This is a genomic window from Gilliamella sp. B3482, from assembly GCF_026536805.1.
In the GTDB taxonomy this organism is placed as follows: Bacteria; Pseudomonadota; Gammaproteobacteria; order Enterobacterales; family Orbaceae; genus Gilliamella; species Gilliamella apicola_E.
Genome location: NZ_JAFNNL010000003.1, coordinates 228,095 through 253,474 on the forward strand (window position 1 = coordinate 228,095; position 25,380 = coordinate 253,474).

At 33.0% G+C, this 25,380-nt stretch carries 23 protein-coding genes and 1 other annotated feature; of the genes, 12 read left to right on the plus strand and 11 right to left on the minus strand.

Annotated features, from left to right (window positions below; all coding sequences use genetic code 11):
• Positions 1 to 106 precede the first annotated feature (106 nt).
• The 5 genes from mfd (at position 107) to mmuM (ending at position 9,126) form a co-directional block, all read left to right on the plus strand.
• On the plus strand, positions 107 to 3,556 hold the full coding sequence (mfd, locus tag J3U18_RS06510; protein WP_267353290.1) for a transcription-repair coupling factor: 3,450 nt from the start codon (positions 107 to 109) through the stop codon (positions 3,554 to 3,556).
• A gap of 25 nt (positions 3,557 to 3,581) precedes the next feature.
• Entirely contained in the window at positions 3,582 to 5,114 is a 1,533-nt protein-coding gene (locus J3U18_RS06515) for a DUF945 family protein (RefSeq protein WP_267353291.1), read from the plus strand.
• Between the two features lie 104 nt (positions 5,115 to 5,218).
• Positions 5,219 to 6,598: a DUF945 family protein gene (locus tag J3U18_RS06520; RefSeq protein WP_267353292.1), complete on the plus strand. Its 1,380-nt coding sequence runs from the start codon at positions 5,219 to 5,221 to the stop codon at positions 6,596 to 6,598.
• Between the two features lie 213 nt (positions 6,599 to 6,811).
• Positions 6,812 to 8,203, plus strand: a complete 1,392-nt coding sequence (gene mmuP / locus J3U18_RS06525) for an S-methylmethionine permease (RefSeq protein ID WP_267331980.1) — start codon at positions 6,812 to 6,814, stop codon at positions 8,201 to 8,203.
• A complete protein-coding gene (gene mmuM, locus J3U18_RS06530; protein WP_267353293.1) occupies positions 8,203 to 9,126 on the plus strand; it encodes a homocysteine S-methyltransferase in 924 nt (307 codons plus the stop codon). The genes mmuP and mmuM overlap by 1 nt, the downstream gene beginning before the upstream one ends.
• Positions 9,127 to 9,400: 274 nt before the next feature.
• Here the strand turns inward: mmuM and hxlB are convergent, their stop codons facing one another.
• The 8 genes from hxlB to J3U18_RS06570 form a co-directional block, all read right to left on the minus strand.
• The gene (gene hxlB / locus J3U18_RS06535; RefSeq protein WP_267353294.1) at positions 9,401 to 9,937 is read right to left on the minus strand and encodes a 6-phospho-3-hexuloisomerase; all 537 of its coding nucleotides are present in this window, start codon (positions 9,935 to 9,937) and stop codon (positions 9,401 to 9,403) included.
• 10 nt (positions 9,938 to 9,947) lie between these two features.
• Entirely contained in the window at positions 9,948 to 10,598 is a 651-nt protein-coding gene (gene rpe / locus J3U18_RS06540) for a ribulose-phosphate 3-epimerase (RefSeq protein WP_267353295.1), read from the minus strand.
• A gap of 15 nt (positions 10,599 to 10,613) precedes the next feature.
• The gene (locus tag J3U18_RS06545) at positions 10,614 to 11,129 is read right to left on the minus strand and encodes a YjbQ family protein (RefSeq protein ID WP_267353296.1); all 516 of its coding nucleotides are present in this window, start codon (positions 11,127 to 11,129) and stop codon (positions 10,614 to 10,616) included.
• A 97-nt stretch (positions 11,130 to 11,226) separates the two neighbouring features.
• A complete protein-coding gene (locus tag J3U18_RS06550) occupies positions 11,227 to 11,511 on the minus strand; it encodes a PTS sugar transporter subunit IIB (protein ID WP_065563458.1) in 285 nt (94 codons plus the stop codon).
• Positions 11,512 to 11,525: 14 nt separating this feature from the next.
• Entirely contained in the window at positions 11,526 to 12,863 is a 1,338-nt protein-coding gene (locus tag J3U18_RS06555; RefSeq protein ID WP_065563459.1) for a PTS galactitol transporter subunit IIC, read from the minus strand.
• Between the two features lie 29 nt (positions 12,864 to 12,892).
• Entirely contained in the window at positions 12,893 to 13,348 is a 456-nt protein-coding gene (locus J3U18_RS06560) for a PTS sugar transporter subunit IIA (protein WP_267330310.1), read from the minus strand.
• A complete protein-coding gene (locus J3U18_RS06565) occupies positions 13,338 to 15,308 on the minus strand; it encodes a BglG family transcription antiterminator (RefSeq protein WP_267353297.1) in 1,971 nt (656 codons plus the stop codon). The genes J3U18_RS06560 and J3U18_RS06565 overlap by 11 nt, the downstream gene beginning before the upstream one ends.
• Before the next feature lie 505 nt (positions 15,309 to 15,813).
• On the minus strand, positions 15,814 to 16,416 hold the full coding sequence (locus J3U18_RS06570; RefSeq protein ID WP_220226101.1) for a riboflavin synthase subunit alpha: 603 nt from the start codon (positions 16,414 to 16,416) through the stop codon (positions 15,814 to 15,816).
• Positions 16,417 to 16,593: 177 nt separating this feature from the next.
• On the opposite strand from J3U18_RS06570, the gene crcB reads away from it, so the two are divergent.
• Together crcB and J3U18_RS06580 are read left to right on the plus strand one after the other, a co-directional pair.
• Positions 16,594 to 16,971: a fluoride efflux transporter CrcB gene (gene crcB, locus J3U18_RS06575; RefSeq protein WP_065563463.1), complete on the plus strand. Its 378-nt coding sequence runs from the start codon at positions 16,594 to 16,596 to the stop codon at positions 16,969 to 16,971.
• Between the two features lie 106 nt (positions 16,972 to 17,077).
• A complete protein-coding gene (locus J3U18_RS06580; protein WP_267331986.1) occupies positions 17,078 to 17,476 on the plus strand; it encodes a cell division inhibitor SulA in 399 nt (132 codons plus the stop codon).
• Between the two features lie 113 nt (positions 17,477 to 17,589).
• On the opposite strand, the gene J3U18_RS06585 is transcribed toward J3U18_RS06580, so the two are convergent.
• Positions 17,590 to 18,213 (minus strand): TetR/AcrR family transcriptional regulator, encoded by a 624-nt coding sequence (locus tag J3U18_RS06585; protein ID WP_267353298.1) that lies wholly within the window; start codon positions 18,211 to 18,213, stop codon positions 17,590 to 17,592.
• A 414-nt stretch (positions 18,214 to 18,627) separates the two neighbouring features.
• Between J3U18_RS06585 and J3U18_RS06590 the strand changes: the two genes are divergently transcribed.
• Positions 18,628 to 19,044: a DoxX family protein gene (locus J3U18_RS06590; protein WP_065734870.1), complete on the plus strand. Its 417-nt coding sequence runs from the start codon at positions 18,628 to 18,630 to the stop codon at positions 19,042 to 19,044.
• Positions 19,045 to 19,410: 366 nt separating this feature from the next.
• On the opposite strand, the gene J3U18_RS06595 is transcribed toward J3U18_RS06590, so the two are convergent.
• On the minus strand, positions 19,411 to 20,565 hold the full coding sequence (locus J3U18_RS06595) for a hypothetical protein (RefSeq protein WP_267353299.1): 1,155 nt from the start codon (positions 20,563 to 20,565) through the stop codon (positions 19,411 to 19,413).
• A gap of 141 nt (positions 20,566 to 20,706) precedes the next feature.
• On the minus strand, positions 20,707 to 21,258 hold the full coding sequence (locus J3U18_RS06600; protein WP_267331988.1) for a cysteine hydrolase family protein: 552 nt from the start codon (positions 21,256 to 21,258) through the stop codon (positions 20,707 to 20,709).
• Positions 21,259 to 21,364: 106 nt separating this feature from the next.
• Here J3U18_RS06600 and J3U18_RS06605 point away from each other — a divergent pair, with 106 nt between their 5' ends.
• From J3U18_RS06605 to hisC, 4 genes are all read left to right on the plus strand, one after another.
• Positions 21,365 to 21,757 carry an Lrp/AsnC family transcriptional regulator gene (locus J3U18_RS06605; RefSeq protein WP_065563469.1) on the plus strand — a complete coding sequence of 131 codons (393 nt, stop codon included), beginning with the start codon at positions 21,365 to 21,367 and terminating at the stop codon, positions 21,755 to 21,757.
• A gap of 191 nt (positions 21,758 to 21,948) precedes the next feature.
• Positions 21,949 to 22,074, plus strand: a sequence feature (His leader region).
• A 32-nt stretch (positions 22,075 to 22,106) separates the two neighbouring features.
• Positions 22,107 to 23,006: an ATP phosphoribosyltransferase gene (hisG, locus tag J3U18_RS06610; RefSeq protein WP_065563470.1), complete on the plus strand. Its 900-nt coding sequence runs from the start codon at positions 22,107 to 22,109 to the stop codon at positions 23,004 to 23,006.
• Positions 23,007 to 23,010: 4 nt separating this feature from the next.
• Entirely contained in the window at positions 23,011 to 24,309 is a 1,299-nt protein-coding gene (gene hisD, locus J3U18_RS06615; protein ID WP_267353300.1) for a histidinol dehydrogenase, read from the plus strand.
• A gap of 12 nt (positions 24,310 to 24,321) precedes the next feature.
• Complete coding sequence (gene hisC, locus J3U18_RS06620) at positions 24,322 to 25,380, plus strand: histidinol-phosphate transaminase (protein ID WP_267338584.1); 1,059 nt, start codon at positions 24,322 to 24,324, stop codon at positions 25,378 to 25,380.

The window sequence follows — 25,380 nt, forward strand, 5'->3', positions numbered from 1 at the left end:
TAAATTTTAGTTGCTTATCATACAGGATTAAACAGTTATAGAAAACAACCATATAATTACGTTATAATATCACGATAACTTTGTCGCAATTATCTATTATTCCAACATGCCTAATAATATTTCTAGCATCATTCCTAAAAAATCAGGTGAAGTTAAACAAGTTGGTCAACTTGTCGGTTCTTCATTATCTCAATTTTGTGCGCAGATCATTGACGCACATGATGGTTTAGTGGTGATTGTTACAGATGATATGCAACAAACAACTCGTCTTCATGAAGAGCTAAAACAATTTTCACACTATCCGTCGATCTTCTTCCCCGATTGGGAAACGCTTCCTTATGATAGCTTTTCCCCGCACCAAGATATCGTGTCAGAACGATTATCTTGCCTCTATAATCTAGGGCATTTGACCAAAGGTGCATTAATCTTACCAATTAATACGCTTATGCAAAAAGTCTGCCCGCAGAACTATTTAGGTGGGCATGTCTTTATGATGAAAAAAGGCTTAGCCATAAGTCGGGAAAATCTACGCTTGCAACTTGAAAATACCGGTTATCGTTCAGTTAGTCAAGTCATGGAACATGGTGAGTATGCTACTCGCGGAGCATTATTTGATATCTATCCGATGGGCAGTGAAAGCCCTTACCGTATTGATTTCTTTGATGATGAAATAGACAGCATTCGGACTTTTGATGTCGAAACTCAACGGACTCTCGATGAAATTACCGAAATTCAACTACTACCTGCTCATGAGTTTCCTTTTGATAAAACATCAATAGAATTGTTTAGAAGCCAATGGCGAGAGAGATTTGAAGTAAGGTTAGACTCTGAAAGTATCTACCAACAAGTCAGTAAAAATATTTTACCAACCGGTATTGAGTATTGGCAGGCATTATTCTTTAATGAACCACTCACGTCACTATTCAGCTATTTTTTATCTAATACACTGATCATTAACACTGCTAACATCGAACAGTTTGCTAATAAATATTGGCAAGATATTACTCAGCGTTATGAGAGCCGAAAAGTCGATCCTATGCGACCGCTTTTAGAACCAACAATTATTTGGTCAAAAACCGATGAAATCTTTGCTCATTTCAAACATTATCCACGAATTACGGTTTCACGCGCTCAAATCACTGAATCGAACAAAAGTATTAATTTACCATTTAGTTTACTGCCTGAAATGGCTATACAGATTCAGCAGAAAAATCCCTATTCACATTTTGAACAATTTACTCAAAATTTTAATGGCAGGATTATTTTTTCAGTCGAATCGGAAGGTCGAAAAGATGCATTGCTAGAAATATTAGGCCGTATAAGAATACATCCAACCACCATTACTCAACTTAGCCAACAATCGGATAACCGTTATTGTTTAATGATTGGTGCTAGCGAACAAGGTTTTATCGATCATCAACAAAATTTGGCCTTTATTACTGAAAACGAATTATTGGGCCGTCGAGTTATTCGTCGTAAGAAAGAGAGCAAGCAGGCAATTAATACTGACAGTTTAATCCGTAGTTTAGCAGAATTAACACCTGGTAAGCCTGTTGTACATCTTGAGCATGGTGTTGGTCGCTACGCTGGTTTAACCACATTAGAAACAGGTGGTATTACTGCTGAATACCTTATTTTACTTTATGCCAATGATACCAAACTCTATGTACCCGTTTCATCGCTAAACTTAATTAGCCGTTATTCTGGTGGTGATGAAGAAAATGCTCCACTCAATAAATTAGGTACTGATGCATGGAGTAAAGCTAGACAAAAAGCTGCCGAAAAAGTACGAGATGTTGCAGCTGAATTGTTAGATATTTATGCTGAACGCGAAAGTAAGCCAGGCTTCGAATTCAAACAAGATCGTGAACAATACGAGCTGTTTTGCCAAGCTTTTCCTTACCAAGAAACGGAAGATCAGCAAAATGCCATTGGTGCTGTTATTGGTGACATGTGCTCACCTTATGCTATGGACCGATTAGTTTGTGGTGATGTTGGTTTTGGTAAAACCGAAGTGGCAATTCGTGCTGCATTTTTAGCGGTGATAAATCATAAACAAACCGCAGTCTTAGTCCCGACTACTTTACTTGCACAGCAACATTATGAAAGTTTTTGTGATAGATTTGCCAATTGGCCAATTCGCATTGAAAGTTTGTCACGATTTAAAACCGCTAAACAGCAACAAGCTATAATTCAAGAACTCGCTGAAGGTAAAATCGATATTGTTATTGGCACCCATAGACTTTTACAAGAAGATGTAAAATGGAAAGATTTAGGGCTTTTAATTGTTGATGAAGAGCATCGCTTTGGTGTTCGCCAAAAAGAGCGAATTAAAGCGATGCGAGCCAATATCGATATTTTAACCTTAACGGCAACCCCAATTCCTCGAACGCTAAATATGGCAATGAGTGGTATGCGTGATCTCTCAATTATCGCTACACCACCTGCTCGCCGATTAGCGGTAAAAACCTTTGTTCGAGAATATGATAACTTAGTTATTCGTGAAGCCATCTTGCGTGAAATTTTGCGTGGCGGTCAAATTTATTACTTACACAATGACGTATCAGATATTGAAAATGTGGCTGAAAAGTTAGCTGAATTGGTTCCTGAAGCACGAATTGCAGTTGGTCATGGGCAGATGCATGAACGCGATTTAGAGCGCGTAATGAATGACTTTCATCATCAACGATTCAACTTATTGGTGTGTACTACCATTGTCGAAACCGGAATCGACATCCCTAATGCCAACACCATTATTATTGAAAGAGCCGATAAATTTGGTTTAGCACAATTACATCAATTGCGTGGTCGAGTTGGACGCTCATATCACCAAGCTTACGCTTATTTATTAACACCACACCCTAAATTACTAAGTAAAGATGCTAAAAAACGTCTTGATGCTATCGCTACATTAGAGGACTTAGGTGCTGGTTTTGCTTTAGCTACACATGATCTTGAAATCCGTGGTGCAGGCGAATTATTAGGCAGTGATCAAAGTGGGCAGATTGAAACAATTGGTTTTAACCTTTATATCGAATTACTTGATGATGCCGTTAAATCTCTTAAGGAAGGCAAAGAACCGACTCTTGAATCATTACTTAATAATCAACAGACCGAAGTTGAGTTACGATTACCAACGTTGATTCCTGATGATTTCATCCCCGATGTCAATACTCGATTGTCACTATATAAGCGAATTGCAAGCATCGAAAGTTTAGATGAATTAACCGATATTCAAGTCGAAATGCGCGATCGCTTTGGTCAGCTACCTGATCCGGTACTTTTTTTATTAGAAATAACAAAAATCCGTTATCAAGCACAAAAATTAGGTATTACAAAAATTGAATTTGGTGAAAAAGGTGGTTTTATTGAGTTTGGATCTAACAACAAAATTTCAGTTGATTATTTAATTGAAACAATTCAAAAATCACCAAAAAATTATCGCTTGGAAGGAACAAATCGATTAAAATTACTCAAAGCTGATTTAGAGTGCATTGAACGCATTGATTATATTAAAAATTTATTAGCTGATTTTGCTGAACATCAAGAAAAATAGCTCGAAATATACAGGAACATAAGAATTGAAAAAAACAATATTAACTATTATTACTATTGCTATATTAACCATTATTACTATTGCTATATTAGGCTATATTTGTATAGCATGGCATACAGGTATCGTAATAGAAAAGGAACTATACAATACGTTACCCGAAACCGTTGCAAAATTTAACAATGCGCAAAATATCTTTAAGTTAAACATTTCCCATTCTAATCATGAAAGACATCTGTTTTCAACCAAAACACACATCTATATGACGTTAACACCCAAAGATGGAAGTTCAGAGGATGTATTAACGTTAGCTGATAAAGATTTTACTATTCATCATGGACCATTCCCAATTGCAGCTTTAAAACAAGGTATATTTTCACCACAACAGGCTTGGATTGATTATGAAATCAGCCAAGAAGCTAAACCTGCGTTATGGGAAGCTATGGGAAATCAACCATTTATTACTGGCTACATTAGTTTGGATTATAGTAATAATCTGATCATGAAACTTTTTAGTCGAAAATTTAGTGAAAAAAGGGAGTTCGAAACTAATATTAATCTTGAATACGAATTAGGTAATGGTAGTTTTACATTTATTAGTAATAATGATTCCCCTATACCTTCGATAACGCTGGATTTAGATAGATTTCACACCAAAAAAGCTAATGTATATTTCACTTTAGATAAGCTTCACATTGAGTTTGCTGGCGAAAAACAATCAACAAATACTCATTATTTATTGAGTTTAGATTCTTTAAATACAAATCTAAGAGATGCTTTTTTCAATCCTGATTATGACTTTACTAAGTCCGATAATGACACTTTCTTAATAAACAATCTAAAAGTAGATAGCACTATTGATTCCAATAATCAAAATATAACATTACAAGCTAACCTCGATAAGTTTACCTTAATTCCTGAGTCAGACGATAAACGACCTGCTATAAAAGTAAATAAAATTTCAGTCAATCAGAAAGTTAATTTTGGTGATAGCCGTACTCTAAATGGCTTTTTTAGCGGTAGTATTGACTCGATCTTATATGGACAACAAGAGTTAGGAAAAGCAGAAATAAATATTGATTATCAAGGGTTAGATAAGGCGGAATTTGGTGCAGCGTTTATCGATGAAGATACTCAATATAATCAACCTATCAATAGTCGATTTGAGTTAAAAAATTTAAATTTACATAATGATAATGGTGACATCAATATCAAAGGTTTACTTGATGTTACTAATCTTAATAAAATTTATATAATTAACGATCCGTTAGATAACATCAATAACTTTACATTACACGTGAACGCCCCGCTTAACGTACTAGCGCGTACATTTGCTCAATATTATTCTCCTAATAATAGTGGTATAACAGAGGATCAATTTAATAAATCTAAAAAAATAGTCCAAGACATATTGGCACATATGTCTAATGATTCGCCATTATTTACCTTTAGTAAAGACGGAGAGCAAGGTTTATTTATTGATATACTTCAAGATAGCAATGATGTTAATATTAATGGAAAAATTTATAATAAAAGTGATGTATTGGAACTATTAAAATAATAATGAATTAAAACCCAATTAGTCTTAAACCCGAAGTAAAAAGCAGTAAAAATTATTAATTTTAGAAAAGTAACTAACAAGTAATAGAAATTAAGAGAGTAAAAATGAAGAAAACAAAATTAGCAGTTGGTGTTATTGCAATATTAGGTTTGGGGTATGTTGGTACTGCATGGTATACCGGAAATGTAATTGAAAATGGTCTTGATGGCACATTAAAAAATTTAACCCAAAAAGTTAATAGTTTACAAGATAATTTTAATGTACAAATCACGCATACAAATGACGAAAAAAGCCTTTTCTCAACTAAAACACACATAAAAATAGCTGTAATTAAGGACTCAAAAACAGTTGTATTATACGATGATGATGTGATTATTCATCATGGTCCTTTTCCAATTGAAGCGTTAAAAAATGGCGTATTCACACCACAACAAGCTTGGGTTGAATTTCAAAATAGTGAACAATTTAATCCTGATTTATGGAAAAAAGCGGGCAATCAGCCATTTATGAAAGGTCATATAAGCCTGTCTTACTCTGACTTCATAGACTATAACATATCAACTCAACCAATTGTACTTGATTTGAAAGATATCGGAGTTGAAGATGCTGATGGTAAACTTGATCTTGGTGAGATAAATTGGCGTGCTTCAGGAAACATTAATTTTGTTGCCCCATCAATTTCGATTGAAGCAAGTAAAATTAATTATCAACATGATGCAGATAATCAATTAAAAATAACCAATTTAAAAGTTGTTAACGATGCAGATTTTCAAAATAAATATACTTTAAATGCTAGCGTTGATGATTTCTATTTTAATTTTGAATCGGCCAGAGATACACCAGAAATTTCTCTGAAAAATTTAGCTTGGAATTATGTGTTAGAAGCAAAAGAGAGTGGCTTAAATGGTGATTTTGCATTCAAGCTTGGTTCATTTAAATATGGTAAACAAGACATAGGTAATGGTTCGTTTGAATTTGATTTTGAAGGATTAGATAAATCTTTTTTAGAAATTTACCCGGAAGCAGCGCCGTTTTTAGCTAAAATTAAACATAGTTCACCTAATACCAAAATAAACATCAAAAAAGTCAATTGGCACAATGCAGCCGGTGATTTTAACTACAGCGCATTTTTTGATGTTTCTGATTTCACTATAATGTCAAGTTTCAGATTGGCTCAAAATATCGATCAACTTAACCAATTTAAAGTAAATCTTGATGCACCATACAAAGTTATAGCACGTATTAAGACTCAATTTGATAATCCAGAAAATGAAAATATTTCTGAACAACAATTTGAGTCTGATGCTAAACAAATGCAATTCATCGTTGAAAGATCTTTTAATAGATCTCCATATCCAGCAATTTTATTTAAAAAAGGAGATGTGGAAGGTATATTCACTGAAATTGAATACACTAAACAAAGTGGTCAATTCAACCTTAATGGCAAAAAAATGAGTTTTCAAGAGCTTCAAAACCATTTTTAAAAGTTAAACTCTTTATCACTAATTTATCCCGCCACCTTTTGGCGGGATAGCTTCAATAAACAATTTATTTGTAAATCCGATACATATTATTTGATTAGTTATATCAAATCACAAAATGAAGTATTTGTTTAAACAATGATAGATGAATATTTAAATCATAATTCAACTTACTTAGAATTATGAATTCTTTTACTTTAACTGAAAATAAATTTTATGAATAAACATTCTTCTGTTAGTAATGAAAATCAATTTAAACGCACCATGAAAACTCGGCATTTAATTATGCTATCTTTAGGTGGTGTAATTGGGACCGGTCTATTTTTTAATACCGGTTATATTATTGCCACTGCTGGCGCAATTGGTGCAATCATTGCCTATTTAATTGGCGCATTAGTCGTTTATCTTGTCATGTTATGTTTAGGTGAACTTGCTGTGGCTATGCCTGAAACGGGTGCCTTTCATACCTATGCATCTCGATTTATCAGCCCGGCTACAGGCTATACGGTAGCCTGGCTTTATTGGTTAACTTGGACTGTCGCATTAGGATCAAGCTTTACCGCTGCCGGATTGTGTATGCAATACTGGTTCCCGCAAGTTTCAGTATGGCAGTGGTGTTTAGTGTTTTGCATAGTCATTTTTATGTTGAATATGATTACCGCTCAATTTTTTGCCGAAAGTGAGTTTTGGTTTTCGATAATAAAAGTCATCACTATCGTAGTATTTATCATTGCCGGAAGCGCAGCTATTTTTGGCATAATTCCGATGAAAAATGATATGCCAGCTCCATTTTTACATAATATTACCGAGCATGGCTGGTTTCCAAATGGTATTACGCCAATAATTATGACCATGGTATCAGTTAATTTTGCTTTTTCTGGAACCGAACTTATTGGTATAGCTGCTGGTGAAACCCATCAGCCTGAAAAATCGATTCCATTAGCGATTAAAACCACTATTTTCAGATTAATCATCTTTTTCGTCGGTACAATTTTTGTATTAGCAGCGCTACTACCAATGGAGCAAGCTGGTGTAATCAAAAGTCCATTTGTTGAAGTGTTCGAAAGTATTGGTATCCCCTATTCGGCTGATATTATGAATTTTGTTATTTTAACCGCTATTCTATCAGCCGCTAATTCTGGTCTATATGCTTCTGGTCGGATGTTATGGTCACTATCCAATCAAGGTACATTACCTAAATATTTTAGTAAACTAAATAAAAAAGGTATTCCAACCACTGCTATTTCCGTTAGTATGATTGGTGGTTTATTAGCGCTGTTTTCTAGTGTCATCGCCCCAGATACGGTGTTTGTCGGTCTGACCGCGATTTCTGGATTTGCTGTGGTGGCAGTTTGGTTAAGTATTTGTGCTTCTCATTACTTTTTTAGAAAACAACTTTCATCTTCTGACATTGAAGGTCTCAAATATAAAGCACCTTTATACCCATTAGTACCAATTTTAGGCTTTATTCTATGCTTAGTTGCTTGTGTTGGTTTGGCATTCGATCCAGAACAGCGCATCGCGCTTTATTGTGGTATTCCATTTGTGGTGTTTTGCTATATCGCCTATCATGTTACCCGAGCTTATCAACAACGAGTAAACCGATAATGTTTAATCCAATATCATTCAACCAAAATATCATAATTGACGGTGCTTTAGCTAGTGAGTTACAGCGCCGTGGCTGTGATCTTAATGATAGTTTGTGGTCAGCCAAAGTATTAATAGAACAACCCGATCTGATTAGGCAAGTTCATTATGACTACTTTAAAGCTGGTGCAGATTGTGCAACCACAGCCAGCTATCAGGCATCACCTTTAGGGTTCGCTAAAAAAGGGATATCTTTAGATGAATCTATAAAGCTTATCAAAAAAAGTGTCGAGCTGGCTCAACAAGCAAAAGAGCAATATTTAACTCAGATTGGTAAAAATAAACTACTATTTATAGCTGGTTCAGTTGGTCCTTATGGTGCTTATTTAGCCGATGGTTCAGAATACACAGGCAACTACCAATTAAGTGAAGAAGAATTTATCGAGTTTCATCAGATCCGAATACAAGCACTAATCGATGCAAAAGCCGATATCCTAGCTTGCGAAACCTTACCCAATTTTGCTGAAATTAAAGCGATTGTTAAAGTACTGAAACAGTATCCAACAATGACAGCATGGTTCTCATTTACCCTAAAAGATGCTAATCACCTTAGCGATGGTACCCCGCTAAAAGAAGTTATCGATTATCTAAATAACGTTGATCAAGTGGTTAGTGTTGGTATTAATTGCATTGCCTTAGAAGAAGTAACTGCCGCATTAACCGTATTACAAACCTTAACTAGAAAACCTTTGATTGTTTATCCAAACTCAGGTGAACAGTATGATCCAACCACCAAACAATGGCATAAAAATCACCAACACAACTGTACTTTCAAAAACCAATTACCAACTTGGTTAAAATTAGGTGCTAAATTGATTGGCGGATGCTGCCAAACTACACCTAAAGATATTGCAGAAATTGCTGACTATTTAAAAAAATATTAAATAGTGATTCAATCTGTAAGGAATAAAATCGCTGTTAATTGAATAGATAAATTAATGGCAGTTTAACTTTTTAAGAGTTATTTGCATTCTCACCCCCCTCAAAAACCCCGCTCCTCAACTTTTTTTGAATCAAAAAACCCGTTCCTCAAAATTTTATAAAGATATTAAATACTATAATGTTAACTATCCCATATAGTGTAGATGCAATGGACTTGCCTCCAAAAGCATCCATCACTAATTTAGGTTTGAGACTTGGAGTTTTTTAGACTCAATGCTATTCAATATTGGCATGTCGATTTTTCATTGATTCTGGCGTTTGATTCAAATCTTCCATTAGGCTATAAATGATGCTGTCATAAGTCAGCAGAGATAGTTGTTCAAAGGTACTGCCCATAGGTTGATTTAATTGAACAACATTGATTGGAATTGCAACAATGTTATCAGCTAGTTTTGCTAAACTTGAGTTGTTGTTGGTGGTAAATAGGATTATTTTAACACCGATTGCTTTTGCTTGATTAGCATAAGCAATGAGGCTTTTAGTTTCCCCAGAATTAGATCCTAAAATCAATAAATCACCAACATTTGCTTTAGGTTTGCTGATTTCAGTTATTAAACTCACATTTAAACCTAAATGCATTAATCGATTAGCAAATGCACTAATCATTAATCCTGAACGGCCGGTTCCAGCTAAAAAGATATGTTTTGCGGAAATAATAGCGTTTTTAAATTCCTGAAGTTGATCTTCATTTAAATTACCTTGCTGAGCCGATATTTCTGTCAATATATTGCTAAGTACATTTTTGATAGTCACTGTTTTATTCCTATTTTATTGCCATTTTTAATTTTTCAATATTGCTTTCTATGGCATTATTTTTAAAGATGAATCCACCCGATACAATGCTATTTGCTCCAGCTGCAATGCATGGTGATATAGTTTGGTCGGTAATATTGCCATCAACTTGGATGTCGTAATGATAATTACCTTTTTGCTTTTCACGGGTTAATTGTTCAATTTTTTGTAAGGTAAAAGGTAAAAAGCTTTCATTTTTTTGACCAGGATTGACTGTCATAACTAGTACCAAATCAATAAAAGGTAAGAGTAGCTTAAGGTTTTCAATTGGTGTGCTTGGATTGATAGATATTCCAGCTTTGATATTGTTACTTTTTATTTTGTTGATAATGAATGAGTGATGGGCCGTTGCTTCGTAATGAAAGGTGATGATATCAGCTTTAGCATCAATAAAATCTGCTATGGCTAACTCAGGCTTCTCAACCATAAGATGACAATCTAAAATAAAATCAGTATGTGCTTTTAAATCTTTGACAAAGCTTGCATTAAAGCCAAGATTTGGTACATAGTGATTATCCATCACGTCAATATGTAATTGACGAATACCCAATGATTTAAATTTTTCCAAGTTTTCTTTAATCTGATAAAGATCAGAATTAAATAGTGATGGAGACAGTATCATAATTATTCCCTCTTATTAACAGCCCATCAACATAAAATTGACATGACGTTTTCGTTCACGTAACGCATCCCAGTCAACAAAATAGATTTTTCCTAATTGCCCTAATAGTGGCAAACCATCTTTAATGATCAACACCAATGAGAAATGACCAAAAAGTGATGATTTGATATGAGCATCAGTATTTAGCATAACCCATTTTTCTGCTGGATAATTGGGATCACTAAGTCCTAAACCAAATTCAACATGCTTTGGACCAGGGCTGTTGTACTGATTTTCACTGGTCATGCGTGGTACAATTTTTTCTAAAGTATTGTTGATATCGACATGAAGAAACTCATCACCAAAAAAATTAGTGTCATGCATACACTCTTCAAAAAATAGTGAGCAAGTTGTATGTGTGGTAGCTATGGTTAACTGACCATTTTGGATATTGGATTGCTTAACAAATTGATTTAATTCTTCAGTAATATCATGGTAAGAGTGTCTGCCAGCAACAGTATTGATTTCAATGGCATGATGAATAATTTTCATATTGCTTTATTCCTTATTGCAGCCTCATTAACTTTGTTATTTCAGTTAACGAAAGTCAATGAGGCGGTCGTTATAAATACTTAATGATGCTTTTCAATTAAATAGCTAAACGTTTTTTTAACTCTGCAAAAAACTCATTCAATCCTACACCAGTAAGTAATGGTAAACCGTTGATGACTTTAGCCTTAATTGAATCTGGTACGATGGTGGTACTCACCACAACGTCATAAGAGTCGATTTTATTAAGTTCATCAGCAATTTTAGATTGATAAATTTTTACTTGATCTGTTAATTTTTCATCACTAAGCCATTTAGTGACTTTGCTTACTGCAATAGTTGAAGTTGCATGACCTGCACCACACATTATGAGTAAATTTTTCATATGACTATTTCCTTTTAATACATTTCAATTTTTTTGATTTTGTTGATATAGATAAGCAAGCAAAGGATTACGAGAGCTAAACCAATTAAGCCAAGGTATCCGATATGGGTTAATAACAGTACAAATAGTGTTACAGGCCATAATCCACATAAAATTACAGTAACAATACCAGCTGTACCTACATCATAATTAGCTAGATGGAATACATCAGTGATGACTGGTGCAAGCCAAGTTGCCATATATAGGCAGATAACTAGGTAAATGGTGCCACCAAGGATTGAACGAATAATATTACCTTTAAAGAACGGTACCATTAAGCAGATGCCAAATGCATAGAAGGCTAAATCACCAAAAGGTAGTACTTTGTTACCCGGTAAGATCAAAGCAAGTAGTAATGATACTGGCACCATGATTAACGCAGTTGCCATTACTGCAGGATGACCAACAGTTAATGCGGCATCCATTCCGATGTTTACTTGTTTTCCATTAAGTTTTTTGCTAGTAAATTCACGCGCAGCGTCAGCAACAGGAAGTAAGCCTTCCATAAACATTGCAACCATTTTTGGCATAATTTTCATGATTGCAGCAGTTGAAATACCTAGCTGACCAATTTTTGGAACATCATAATTGGCTAAAATCCCTACAACAATACCGATGATTAATCCGATAACAACAGTATCACCAAAGATACCAAAACGTTTGGTTAGCGTTTCTGAATCGGCATTTAATTTATTTAACCCTGGAATACGGTCAAAGATCCAATTTAATGGGATTGCGACAATTGCACCCGATAATGCCATGAGGTGAGTAATAGCAATGCCAGGATAACCAAAAAATGAGCTTATTGGTTTTTGTAGTAGATCGGCTAAAAACCATTGCAACATTACTGCAGTTATACAGCCAATGATACCAACCCAATATTCACCTGTGACTGAATACGCGACTAAACCTAGGAAAATCGCAAACCAGAAATTCCAGATATCGACATTTAACGTTCGAGTCCAACCGAGTGAGATAAATAAGAAATTGATAATTAGTGATGCTGGAATTAGTAATAATCCCAATGTCGTTGAGAATGCCAATGGCCCACCTACTCCACAACCAATATCCATAATACTTAATGATGTTCCATACTGTTCACCCATTTTTTGGATGGCAACACCTAAAGTGTCAGATAGTAAACCGATAACTAATCCAAGACCAACGATACCGATACCGACGGTAATACCCGACATTATTGCTTTGGAAAAACTGACTCTAAAAAATAAGGCTATGATAAAGATGATGATGGGTAAAAAAACCACTCCACCAAGATCGATTAACCATTGAAAAATATTAATGACACTATCCATTTGTATCTCCTTGATAAAATTAATCCACCCTATTTAACGCCAGCGCTATTTAAGATAGAGGTAAATTCGTTAATTGATTGACACTTTTCTAATAATTTTATTTGCTCATCATTTTGAAATAAGCCAATAAGGTTCTGTAAATTCTCAATTTGTTCATGTGGCTGCTTCATTGCTAGCATAAAAATAAATTTGACTGGGATTTGTTCTTTATCATCAGTCATACCAGAAAAAATGATTGGATTTTTTAGGGATGCAAAGCAAATTTGTGATTGATTAACTTTTGAAGAATCAGTGTGTGGTATGGCAAAACCGACAGAATTAATTAATAATCCTGTTGGATATTGTTTTTCTCTTTGCAAAATTCCATCTAAATAGTCTTGTTTAACAATTCCATGTGAAAATAACATTTGTGCCATTGTTGTTAAGATCTCTTCTTTAGTTTTTGCCTCAATATTGAATAGGCATAAATGCTGATCAAAGTACATTCTTGATTCCTCTTTGATTGTCCAAAAATAGTTTAAGTTGTTTAAAGTTTGTGAGATTTTTTAAGGATGAAATTGCCTGTTTATTCGAGACTATTTCATAAATTTCAGTGAAAACGTCATTAATACTATTAATATTGTTCTCCGAAAGACTAACCATGATAATGATGCTGACATCAATCATGCCCCATTTGATCGGTTGTTTTAATGTCATGATTGATATGCTTGATTTGATAACAAACATTGGTGAACCATGTGGTAAAGCGATCCCGTTTTCAATCGAGGTATCACCGATTTCTTCACGATATAACACTGAATCACGATAGTTTTTAGTTACAAATCCTTTCTCTTCAAGCTTATTTATCAGTAAGTTAAGGCATTCATTTTTGTGTTGAATATCAACGTTTAATTCAATTAAATCTGCTTTAACGAATTTAGCTGTTGTTGGATAGTAATTGTCTGAAAAATCGGGTTGTTTATTAAGAACATAGTTGGCGTAAGCTTGGATAATATTTTGGTAATCTTGATTGTTTAATAATGACGATATTTTGACAATGGGTTTATTAATGTTGTTGATATCAAGTGTAGTGATGATTAAATCGACATTACTAAGTTTGGTCGAATTTAATTTTGAAACAGAATAGACTTCGATATTATCTTTCGACGGTAAAAGTTTTCGTACTTTATTTAAAATTAAATTTGATGATGAGCATCCATATTGGCAAATAATGACAATATTATTTGCATCCGCGGCTTTATCTAAAGCTATTTGAAAATGAATCAATAAAAATGAGATTTCATGATCATTTAAATGGATGTCAAATTTACGTTCTAAGTCTGAAAGTGCATACCATAACACACTAAATAATTTAGAATATTCTTGTTTTATCTCATCTAATATTGGATTTATAATACGGATTTTCTTTTGTAAACGAGTAATCATCGATGGAAAATGTGACAATAAAGAGTGAAACAATTTACTATCACCCGTTAAATCTACATTCTCAATGTCACCAATTTTTTTTATGATCCTAAAGATGATTTGTTCATAAAAACTGTCATCAACAATGATATTTTCATCAATGATTCGATGAGCAAAAAACAGTTTGCTTAAATATTTAATATCATTGGTTGGAAACGCCACCTGAAAAGTTGACTCAAGTGTTTTTGCCAATTCCGAGGCAATTAAGTAGGATTGCATATATCGAATATGATTAAATAAAAAATCATTTTCTTCAGGAATGGAATATCCCAAACACAATCTCTTAAGTTGTATGGTAATTGATATCAGTAGCGAAGATAAATAATGCTCAGTAGATTGTGCAACGACCGATTCAAAACGTTCAAACAGTAATCGATTTATCTGTTCAAACGAATCATCCCCAATAAAGGATTTCATCAATTGATTTAGATAATAGTCATCTTGTTTGTGAATATATAAGGAGAGAAAATGTTTAATCGCTCGTTGAATTTGATTTTCATTACCGTCAACATGAATTCCTTTGTGGGTGACGGTTAATACGATATTTTCTTGCTCAAGCGCACGATTAATAAATTCGATATCTTTGTGTAATGATGTTTTACTGACTAAATAGTCAAAAGATAATTGTTCAAGTGATACGGTTTCACTGTTTAATAAACTTCGTTTAACAATATCTAAACGACGGTATTCAGGGCTTAATCGCCGTGATTTTTTATTAAAATAACTGTGACTATTTTTTTGTTCTAAATAATTAATTATTGTTTCAATATCCGTTTTTTGACCTAATAAAATTAATCCGTTACGAGGTGACTTTTCGATTCGAATATCCATATTCGGTATCGTTTTTAAACGTTCGTTTAGTTTCTCAATATCGCAATATACGGTTTTAGTTGAAATTAATAATTTTGAACTAAAAAAAGCAGCCGGTTTAAATTCTGACTGGCTAAAAAGTAGTTTAAGTAATTTGATCTGTCTTTCCATTACTCAACTCCTTTTTCTGTATGTAATACCTTCATGATGATTTAAAGTATAGTTAGATAAATAAATAAGACGATTACATTTTTTTCCAGATTAATCTGGAATCCAATGTGATAATAACCAATGTTGAAAAGTCTGAGTGCGTAAATAGCAATCTTAAAGTGGGGTATTTTTCTTAATCTAGATGATTATAAAGGTCTTAATAATGAGGTAATACATTTAGTCATTTGACATGAAATTACTATTTTATACTTCTTTTTAATGAATAAATTAAGAATGATGATTATTTGGATGATTCATTTGAGATAGTAAAGCATACCTTTAATATTTTCATCTTATTAAATAGCTGAGTTTATTTTATATGAAGAGATAAATGTTTGTAATAACTTATGTTATAAGTTAATTCAATAATAATGGTTTGATGCTTTTAATAGTTTGCTTTTATTTCAATAAAAAGTATATTATTTTGCAATAAACCATTATTAAATAATCTTTTGTGCTCAATCATTTATTTTGCTAATACGCGTTCAACCGTATCGACAATAGCTTGAGTTTGTGAATCAATTTCGATATTAACACTATCCCCTACTTTTTTGGTATCCAGAGTAGTAATCGATAAGGTTTCTGGGATCAGGTGAATGTTAAAATGGTTATCTTTAACCTCACCAACGGTTAAACTTGCGCCATCTATACCAATAAAGCCTTTATATAGCACATATTTCATAAATTTTTCAGGCATAGCTAAGGTCATTTGACAGTTAGTAGCTGTTTTTTGGATATCGATAATGGTTGCAGTACAAGAGACATGTCCAGACATAACATGCCCACCAATTTCATCACCATATTTAGCACTTCGTTCAATATTAACAAAGTCATTTTGCTTCTTATTGCCGAGAGTAGTTAAAGCAAGGGTTTCTTGCATAATGTCAAAGGTTACGCAATCATTTTCAATTCCGGTTACAGTTAAGCAACAGCCATCATTTGCTATTGATGCTCCGATTTCAATATTATTTGTTAAGTTGTGTGGAAGTTTGACTTTATAGGTTCTTAATTTGTCTCGATCTGTGATACAAATAATCTGACCAACACCTTGTACGATTCCTGTAAACATTATCATAACCTTTATATTTAATCATTTAGCTAAATATTTTAGCGCAAACCAGTAAAAAATAATAACGATTGAAATCGAATATTTAATAAATGAATGATTTTATCTTCAAAAAGATATTCAATTGGATGCTCTACTGATATGATCGGATTTAATTTATGATTTAAAGGTTGCCCATTTATGTTGAAACTTATTTTAGCTATTTCAATCGGTTCAGTTTTCGGAGGATTGCTTCGCTGGTTCTTATCGTTAAAATTAAATGTCATTGCTTTTGCTATTCCTTTAGGTACATTATTTTCTAATTTGATCGCTGGTTATATTATTGGTTTTGCAATTGCTTTTTTTAATCATGCAAATCTTTCTGCTGAGTGGCGATTGCTGATAATTACAGGTTTTTGTGGTGGGTTATCTACTTTTTCAACGTTTTCGGCTGAAATTGTTAACTTTCTTCAAGAAGGTCGTATTGGTTGGGGATTAGCGACCATTGCAGTTCATGTTACTGGCTCAGTTTTAATGACATTTTTAGGCTTTTTTACCTATCAATTTTTTCGTTCATGAAGGTATATTAATCCAAAACAATATAAAAAATGATCACAAATAGTATTTACAACCTAAAATTACTGTATTAATATACACTGTATATACAAACAGTATCGAGGTTTTTATGCTTATTGAACATTCTTCACCACAACTTATGGCTATCAATTTTGAAACACCTTTTCAACAGGTGTTACAACAACAGAGACCTTTATTACGTTCATTTAATAAAGAGAAAAAATGGCAATTATGGCTATCAGATCGTCCGATGCTAAAACGTTCATGGGTGAATACTGCTGGACTTGATAAAGAAAAAGTTGTTCATTTAGCTAATTTGAATAATGAAAATTTAGTATCTACTATTGAGAAAGCATTACAAAGTAAAACCTGTAGTTATGTAGTTGCATGTGTTAATGATCTTAATGAGAAAGATAAACTGCGTTTACAACAAGCCGTTTTAACTAGCAATACCTGTTTGTTTTTAGTTCACGATGAACAAAACCAACAACCAATTCAATACCATTAAAAAAATATCTGTTTCTAAAATTTACAGTTATAAAAGAAAGACACTGTCTAATATGGCAGTGTTTTGAATGATTTTTCGTTTTAAAAACTTAGAAAGGAATAGGAAAAAACACGTTAAGTGTTAGCATCATTTTTCGCTTGATTAATGATAGCGTTAGCTATCCATTGAGAAAGCGATATAATATATGAATCATCTAAATTCCAAACATCTTTTAAAACCGTTATTTGCGAACCACAGATGATTGATATGGTATAAATGACTTTATTATATTGCTCTTCACTAAGCTGTGATTGTAACGGTTGTAATAATTTCGAAATTACCTCTTTACGATTTTCCCGTACTCGTTTTGTTGTATTAGGTGCTAATTTAGAACGCTCATTCGCCCATTGTTGCAAAGATAATCGCATCGTCGCTCTTATAGCACCTTCATGTTTTATCATTTCAGTATAAGCAAACGATATGAATTCATTAACTCTTTGGTTTATATTTTGTTCGTCTGTATGCCATTGTAAAATAGGATCAAGTGAACGATTAACTACAGCCGATATCAGATCATTTTGTGTTGGAAAATAGCGATAAGCAGTCGACCTTGAGATTCCTGATTTATCAGCTAACTCAGTAATCGTTGGTTCAATGCCATTTTCTAATGAGTCTAAGGCAATCTCTATCAATCGCTCATAATTCTTTTTTTTAAGACTTGTAAAGTTGTTCAAAGAACTAGTTTCAGATTTGTTCATAACACTGTTTTTTGACTTATATTAATTTTGCGCCATTTCTTTCATTCTAAATAATAAATTATTAATTGTGAAATATTTTAAAAAAATGAGACTAAAGTCTCATTTTTGATATATAATGTTACCCAATAAAATTTGAATGTTTAGAAACATAATTTAGGCAAACAAATTTAAATACCAATTCTATTCGACACCAACAATAAGTAAGTAATACCGGTGCGACATTAGTCGCACCGCTATTTTATCGCAATTAATAGTATTAATTCATATTGATAAGAAGAACTTTAATATTTTAATGTTCCTTTACTATTGATTGTTAACTGTGAGACAATCTCACATGCAGTATCCTATGTTTCAAATAAGTAATAGATATATAAGATTTTTATTATTTTGTTAACTTAATATAGGAAACACACAATGAAAGAATATCAAACTGATGTAGCTGCTTTCGTATTACGAATTGCTTTAGGTATGATGTTTTTAGCTCATGGTTTTACTAAATTACTTGTTCTAACACCAGAAGGTACCGCAGAGTATTTTCACACTCTTGGTTTTCCTGGGTTCTTTTCTTATATTGTAATCGTTTTTGAAATTGGTGGCGGTGCATTGTTGCTATTAGGTATTCTAACTCGCGCTGTTGCATTAATTGCCTTTTTTCAACTAGCAATAATAACTATTGTGCATTGGGCTAATGGTTGGTCATTTACTAATCCAGGTGGTGGTTGGGAATATCCAGCATTTATGTCTTTAACTGCTTTTAGTCTTTCATTGCTTGGAACCGGCAGATTTAGTGTTCTATCTGGTAAAAAATATCCACAAATTATCGAGTCATAATATGTTAAATTTCTAGGAAAGGTAAAAATGATTACCTTTCCTCTAACTTTGATTTATCGCTTAAATAAATAGTTCAATCTAGTTTTAATAATGGCTTAGTTTTCCTATCGATATTGTTTATTACTCTTCCCTATCTTAACATTCAGATAATTATATTTTATTTAAACCAGTTATGTTTATATGATCTATTTTATTAAACATATTACGCTACAATTTTTTGATTGTTTATTTATTAATAATAAGAAAACTATAATATGTATATTCTGGGTAAATTTATCTAAGCATTGAAAGCTTTATCTGAAATCAATCCTTAAAATATAAACTAACATCAATCGGCAAGTAATTTGAAACTATTTAACTAAAGTCTCAATCCACCATATCTTGCTTGTCACTTAGACTCTCAATAAAATCTTCAACTACTAAAGCGGCTTTTTGAGCGCCTTCTAAATATTTATCAATGAACTCTTGGTTGTAAATGGGTTCCTCTCCATAATTGGCTTTATTATCATGATTAATAAATTCATAGTGAAGTGATACTTTAAAATCCCCTTTATATTCATAAATATAATGACATCCAAAATCCTTATCAATTGAACATTTAATTACTAATGGTTCAGATTGAATAGGTAACCAATTTGGTTGGGGAACAATTAGAATATTATTATTTTTAAATCTATACAGAACTATATTATTGTCAAATTGATTACTCTCTATAAATTTATTATAACAATAATCACATTTTTCTTTACTTTTTGCATACTCTAAGTTTTCTTGAAATATTTTAAATGAACTGTCATCAGAGCTATTCTTATTAGTTCTAAAAAAATCAATATCTAAATTGTTAAATTGTAAATTTTCATTTTTTATATTATTGCAATAAGCAGTTAATGCTTTGGATGTTGGATGAAGGCAAATATCACTCGAGTCAATTCTAATATCACTAATTTTATCAATTTTATGAGCTACATCATTAGAAAACTTCTCGCAAAATTTTCTTTCTGAAACATTAGCACTATTATATCCTTCAATAACCCAAAATGGTGAATATTTAGAATTAGGATAAATACGTAAGATTGCATCTTTAGACAGTTCAACTAAACGTCCATTTTTTTTGCACTCGCTACTTGGTCTATTTTCTAAATACTTAGTCACGCCAGGTACTATGATTAAATAAGTCGGCCAAAAGAAAGTACAAAATAATGGTAATAATATATAACTGAATAGAGAAGCTAATTTATTTCTTGAACCAAAATATTTTTTTGTTTCTGATTGGCAAAAACGAATTATTAGCGGAAAAACAATGGCTGAAAGAAAAAATATAAAAAACTCCAAATTAGCATTGATTGAAATATAAACAGTTAAAGCCAAAATTATAGTTGCTAGAATTGCTCTAATAATTCGATTCATTCTTACAAAGATAGTTATGAATGAAAAAACATAAAAGAAATAAAAGATTGGCAACAAGAATAATAATATAATAACCTCTCTTGCTACATGATGCACATCAATGGATTGAAACATGTAAAACACCTATAAAATACTAATTAATATTAAATTATTTTTAATTAGCCAGTATTATCACAGATAAATATTAATGTCAAAAATAAGAATATTTACTTCAATTATTAAAGTTTAAAATAGTGTTTTATTTATTTCACTTCATTAAATTTTTTGTATAAATGATTCACACTTCTTTACTGTTGCAAATCGCATTAATGCAGACATAAAACTATCATGAACTATTTGTGAAGCAATTATATTGTCATTAAAGTTAAGATCACGAGTAGTACAAGCATCATGAATCAAAATTGGTTGATAATTTAGTTCAAATGCGCAGCGTGTAGTGGAATCAACACACATGTGACTCATCATTCCACAAATCACTAATTGTGATATACCTAATTGCTCTAACTTCTGTTGTAAATGAGTTTGGTAAAAGCTATTTGGATATGCTTTTTGAACAATAAATTCATTATGCTCTTCAAGAGGAAGTAATTTAGAATGTAACTGACTTCCGTAGCTATTTTTTACAAAAAAAGCGGCATTAACATCTTGATTAACGTGCTGTATATAAATAATCGGCAATTGCTTTTGACGGAAATAATTTTGTAACTTTAAAATATATTTCAACGTCTGTTCGGTATTATTTAATGGGTATTTTCCCTCAGGGAAATAATCATTTTGCACATCAATAATTATTAATGCTTGCGTCATTTTGCTCTCCTTTATAATGTTTTATGTTATTATTCTGCAGGTATTAACTTTTAAATAACATAGTAAATTGAAGGAATTAACAGCAGTTCGCTTTCAAAATGAAAATATGGATAAAAAAGATCGCGCTATATTAAATGAGTTAAAAGAGAATAGTCGTCAATCTTGGCGAGAGATTGGAGAGAAGGTATTCTTGTCAAGCCAAGCAGTTGGTCAACGTGTGCAAGAGTTATTAAATAATCATATTATCGAAAAATTCACCATTAAAGAGCAAAAATCTCAATTACAATTTATTACTATTTATATGAATTCAAATCAATTTGAATCGTTTGAAAAGTTAGTAAAATCTTTTGATGAGGTTTCCGAATTTTACAAAATTACTGGTGATGGTTGTTATATGATTGTCTGCCACTTTGAAAATAATAGTCTAGAGAACTTCTTAAATAAAATTGCTGATTATAGTCGTTATAAAGTCAGCCATAAGTTAAAACAAATCTTATAATTAATCGTAAAAATAAATGATTAAATATTTATATTTGATAAGTCATTATGGTTAATAATAATCGCTTGCTTACAATTTATTTCAATAAATTAACAAAAAGCTATTGCTCATTAATCGTTTCTGTTATATTTTGTACAACAGTTAAATTTAAAGGTTTTAATTTTTATGAATTGTTTTTGTATGACTAAACACCATCATCACCATCATTCCTGAATAGTCTTCAGGCGATTGGTGCTGGAAGACAAATGGTCTTCCGGTGATTTCGCAAAAGCAAATAGAGAACCCTCGGAAGATCAAACTTCCGAGGGTTTTTTGTTTGTGGTTAATAATTTTATTTAGGGAGAATAACATGTTGGATAATTCACGTTTACGTATAGCAATGCAAAAATCAGGACGTTTAAGTGATGAGTCAAAAAAATTACTAGCTCAGTGTGGTATCAAAATTAATCTACAAGAGCAACGTCTAATTGCTTTCGCTGAAAATATGCCAATTGATATTTTACGCGTTCGTGATGACGATATACCAGGCCTTGTGATTGATGGCGTAGTTGATATTGGTATTGTAGGCGAAAATGTTTTAGAAGAAGAAGTTCTAGATAGGCAAGCTGAAGGTTATAATCCACAATATAAAAAATTACGTAGACTTGATTTTGGAGGATGTCGTTTATCTATTGCCGCCCCTCGTGACTTTAACTATACAGGTCCCGAGTGCTTAAATAATTTGCGTGTAGCAACAACTTATCCTCACCTACTCCGCCGTTATCTCTCTCAATATAATGTAAGTTTTAAAACTTGTTTGCTTAATGGTTCTGTTGAAGTGGCTCCTCGAGCTGGTTTAGCTGATGTAATTTGTGATTTGGTATCAAGTGGTGCAACTCTTGAGGCCAATGGTTTACAAGAAATAGAAGTCATTTATAAATCTAAAGCATGCTTAATTCAACGTGAAGGTGAAATGTCCTGCACTAAACAAGCCCTAATCGATAAAGTGATGACTCGAATTCAAGGTGTAATTCAAGCTCGTGAATCTAAATATATTATGCTTCACGCTCCAACAGCAGTTTTAGATCAAGTTGTTTCGCTATTACCTGGTGCAGAAAATCCAACTATTTTACCATTAACCGGTGAACAAAATCGGGTAGCATTACACATGGTTAGTACTGAGTCATTATTCTGGGAAACCATGGAAAAACTAAAAGCATTAGGTGCTAGTTCAATCCTTGTATTACCAATTGAAAAAATGATGGAGTAATCAAATGAAGCTTTCTTATTGGCAAAATTGTTCTAAAGAACAGCAAGCAGAATTATTAACTCGCCCGGCAATTGCTGCCTCAGATTCTATTAGCCAAGTGGTTAAAGATATTTTGACACAGGTTAAACAAAATGGTGACCAAGCCCTCAAAGCATTGAGTAGTAAATATGATAAAACTCAAACCAATCAAATTAAATTGACTGAAGATGAGATAAAAACAGCAATTAGTCGTGTCACAACGGATTTAAAACAGGCAATGCAATTAGCTGTGAGCAATATTAAAAAATTCCATCAAGCGCAAGTAAGACCGACCATAACAGTTGAAACTATGCCAGGTATTCAATGCCAATCAGTGACCAGACCTATTGATTCAGTTGGTCTTTATATACCTGGTGGTTCTGCTCCTTTATTATCAACTGTTTTAATGCTCGCTATTCCAGCCAAAATTGCTGGTTGTCGTAAAGTGATTTTATGCTCACCTCCCCCAATTGCAGACGAAATTTTATATGCTGCCGATCTTTGTGGTGTAACAGAAATCTATCAACTAGGTGGGGCACAAGCGATTGCTGCAATGGCATTAGGTACCGAGTCAGTTCCAAAAGTCGATAAAATATTTGGCCCGGGTAATGCTTATGTTACTGAAGCCAAACGTCAAGTAAGCCAACGTCTTGATGGTGCAGCTATTGATATGCCAGCAGGCCCTTCTGAAGTATTGGTCATCGCCGATAGTTCTGCTAATCCATCTTTTATAGCTGCTGATTTACTTTCTCAAGCTGAACATGGACCGGATTCACAAGTTGTACTACTCACTCCTGATGAGAAGATTGCACAGGAAGTTTCGATTGAGGTTGATAAACAACTTATGCAACTATCGCGCCAAGATATTGCTGAAAAAGCGTTGAAAGAAAGCCGACTTATAGTAACCAATGATTTAGAAGAATGTGTAGATATCAGCAATCGTTATGGGCCTGAGCATTTAATTATTCAAACTAAAAATGCGGATCAACTGGTCGATAAAATTAATAGTGCCGGTTCAATATTTATCGGTGATTGGTCACCAGAGTCTGCTGGCGATTATGCATCAGGTACAAATCATGTATTACCTACTTATGGTTATACCTCAACTTATTCAAGCCTCGGGTTACCAGATTTTCAAAAACGGATGACTGTACAAAAATTAACGCCTGATGGATTGAAAGCAATAGGTACAGCAGTTGAGCTAATGGCACAAGCTGAGCAACTGACTGCACACAAAAATGCGGTAACGATTCGCTTAGCTAAACTTAATGCTGATAATAAATAATAGGTGGATAAAATGGATATTAATCAATTAGTCAGAAAAAACGTACAAAAGTTGACACCTTATCAATCAGCCAGGCGTATTGGTGGTAAAGGTGACGTGTGGTTAAATGCCAATGAATACCCTGTTGCCCCCAATTATCAGTTAACAGAACAAACATTAAACCGTTATCCAGAAGCACAGCCTGAACATGTTATAAATGGTTATGCGCAGTATGCAGGAGTTCGACCTGATCAAGTGATAGTTAGTCGCGGTGCTGACGAAGCGATAGAACTGTTAATGCGTGCTTTTTGTGAGCCTGATACAGATACAATACTTTACTGTCCACCAACTTATGGTATGTATCAAGTCAGTGCTGAAACTTTAGGAATAAAAACTAAAACTGTACCGACCAAATCAGATTGGCAACTTGATCTTGAAGGAATTAAGCAAAATATTGATAGTGTTAAATTAATCTATGTTTGTTCACCAAATAATCCCACTGGTAATTTAATCAATCAAGATGATATTAAAACATTACTTAATATAGCCGAAGATCGAGCGCTAGTTGTGATTGATGAGGCTTATATTGAGTTTTCGCCTAATTCAACGGTAGTCAGTTGGCTTAAAGACTTTCCTCACTTAGTGATTTTACGCACCTTATCAAAAGCATTTGCACTTGCCGGTTTACGTTGTGGATTTACTTTAGCTAATAAGCCAGTAATCGACGCGTTACAAAAAGTGATCGCTCCATATCCATTAGCTACACCTGTAGCTGACATTGCCACTCAGGCATTGAGTAAAGACGGTATTAATACGATGAGATTGCATGTCATCAATCTGAATAATCAAAAAGAAAAGCTGGCTAAGCATCTTTCAGCACTGCCTATAGTCGAAAAAGTTTATCCTAGTGAATCAAATTATTTATGTGTTAAATTTCAGAATAATAAGGATGTATTTCATAAACTTTGGAATGAAGGCATTATATTGCGTGACCAAAGTAAATCAATTGGTCAAGATGGTTTTGTTCGAATTTCGATTGGTACCCAAGCTGAATGTGAAGCAGTAATAACAGCACTTAAAGCCATATTATAG

Coding starts and splice junctions, on each gene's coding strand:
- J3U18_RS06590 (WP_065734870.1), top strand. CDS start 18,628: ATGAAAGAATATCAAACTGATGTAGCTGCTTTCGTATTACGAATTGCT.
- J3U18_RS06585 (WP_267353298.1), bottom strand. CDS start 18,213: ATGAACAAATCTGAAACTAGTTCTTTGAACAACTTTACAAGTCTTAAA.
- J3U18_RS06560 (WP_267330310.1), bottom strand. CDS start 13,348: ATGTACTTTGATCAGCATTTATGCCTATTCAATATTGAGGCAAAAACT.
- hisG (WP_065563470.1), top strand. CDS start 22,107: ATGTTGGATAATTCACGTTTACGTATAGCAATGCAAAAATCAGGACGT.
- J3U18_RS06545 (WP_267353296.1), bottom strand. CDS start 11,129: ATGAAAATTATTCATCATGCCATTGAAATCAATACTGTTGCTGGCAGA.
- mfd (WP_267353290.1), top strand. CDS start 107: ATGCCTAATAATATTTCTAGCATCATTCCTAAAAAATCAGGTGAAGTT.
- J3U18_RS06555 (WP_065563459.1), bottom strand. CDS start 12,863: ATGGATAGTGTCATTAATATTTTTCAATGGTTAATCGATCTTGGTGGA.
- J3U18_RS06580 (WP_267331986.1), top strand. CDS start 17,078: ATGCTTATTGAACATTCTTCACCACAACTTATGGCTATCAATTTTGAA.
- J3U18_RS06520 (WP_267353292.1), top strand. CDS start 5,219: ATGAAGAAAACAAAATTAGCAGTTGGTGTTATTGCAATATTAGGTTTG.
- mmuM (WP_267353293.1), top strand. CDS start 8,203: ATGTTTAATCCAATATCATTCAACCAAAATATCATAATTGACGGTGCT.
- J3U18_RS06595 (WP_267353299.1), bottom strand. CDS start 20,565: ATGTTTCAATCCATTGATGTGCATCATGTAGCAAGAGAGGTTATTATA.
- crcB (WP_065563463.1), top strand. CDS start 16,594: ATGTTGAAACTTATTTTAGCTATTTCAATCGGTTCAGTTTTCGGAGGA.
- rpe (WP_267353295.1), bottom strand. CDS start 10,598: ATGATACTGTCTCCATCACTATTTAATTCTGATCTTTATCAGATTAAA.
- J3U18_RS06565 (WP_267353297.1), bottom strand. CDS start 15,308: ATGGAAAGACAGATCAAATTACTTAAACTACTTTTTAGCCAGTCAGAA.
- hisC (WP_267338584.1), top strand. CDS start 24,322: ATGGATATTAATCAATTAGTCAGAAAAAACGTACAAAAGTTGACACCT.
- mmuP (WP_267331980.1), top strand. CDS start 6,812: ATGAATAAACATTCTTCTGTTAGTAATGAAAATCAATTTAAACGCACC.
- J3U18_RS06600 (WP_267331988.1), bottom strand. CDS start 21,258: ATGACGCAAGCATTAATAATTATTGATGTGCAAAATGATTATTTCCCT.
- J3U18_RS06570 (WP_220226101.1), bottom strand. CDS start 16,416: ATGTTTACAGGAATCGTACAAGGTGTTGGTCAGATTATTTGTATCACA.
- J3U18_RS06605 (WP_065563469.1), top strand. CDS start 21,365: ATGGATAAAAAAGATCGCGCTATATTAAATGAGTTAAAAGAGAATAGT.
- J3U18_RS06550 (WP_065563458.1), bottom strand. CDS start 11,511: ATGAAAAATTTACTCATAATGTGTGGTGCAGGTCATGCAACTTCAACT.
- hisD (WP_267353300.1), top strand. CDS start 23,011: ATGAAGCTTTCTTATTGGCAAAATTGTTCTAAAGAACAGCAAGCAGAA.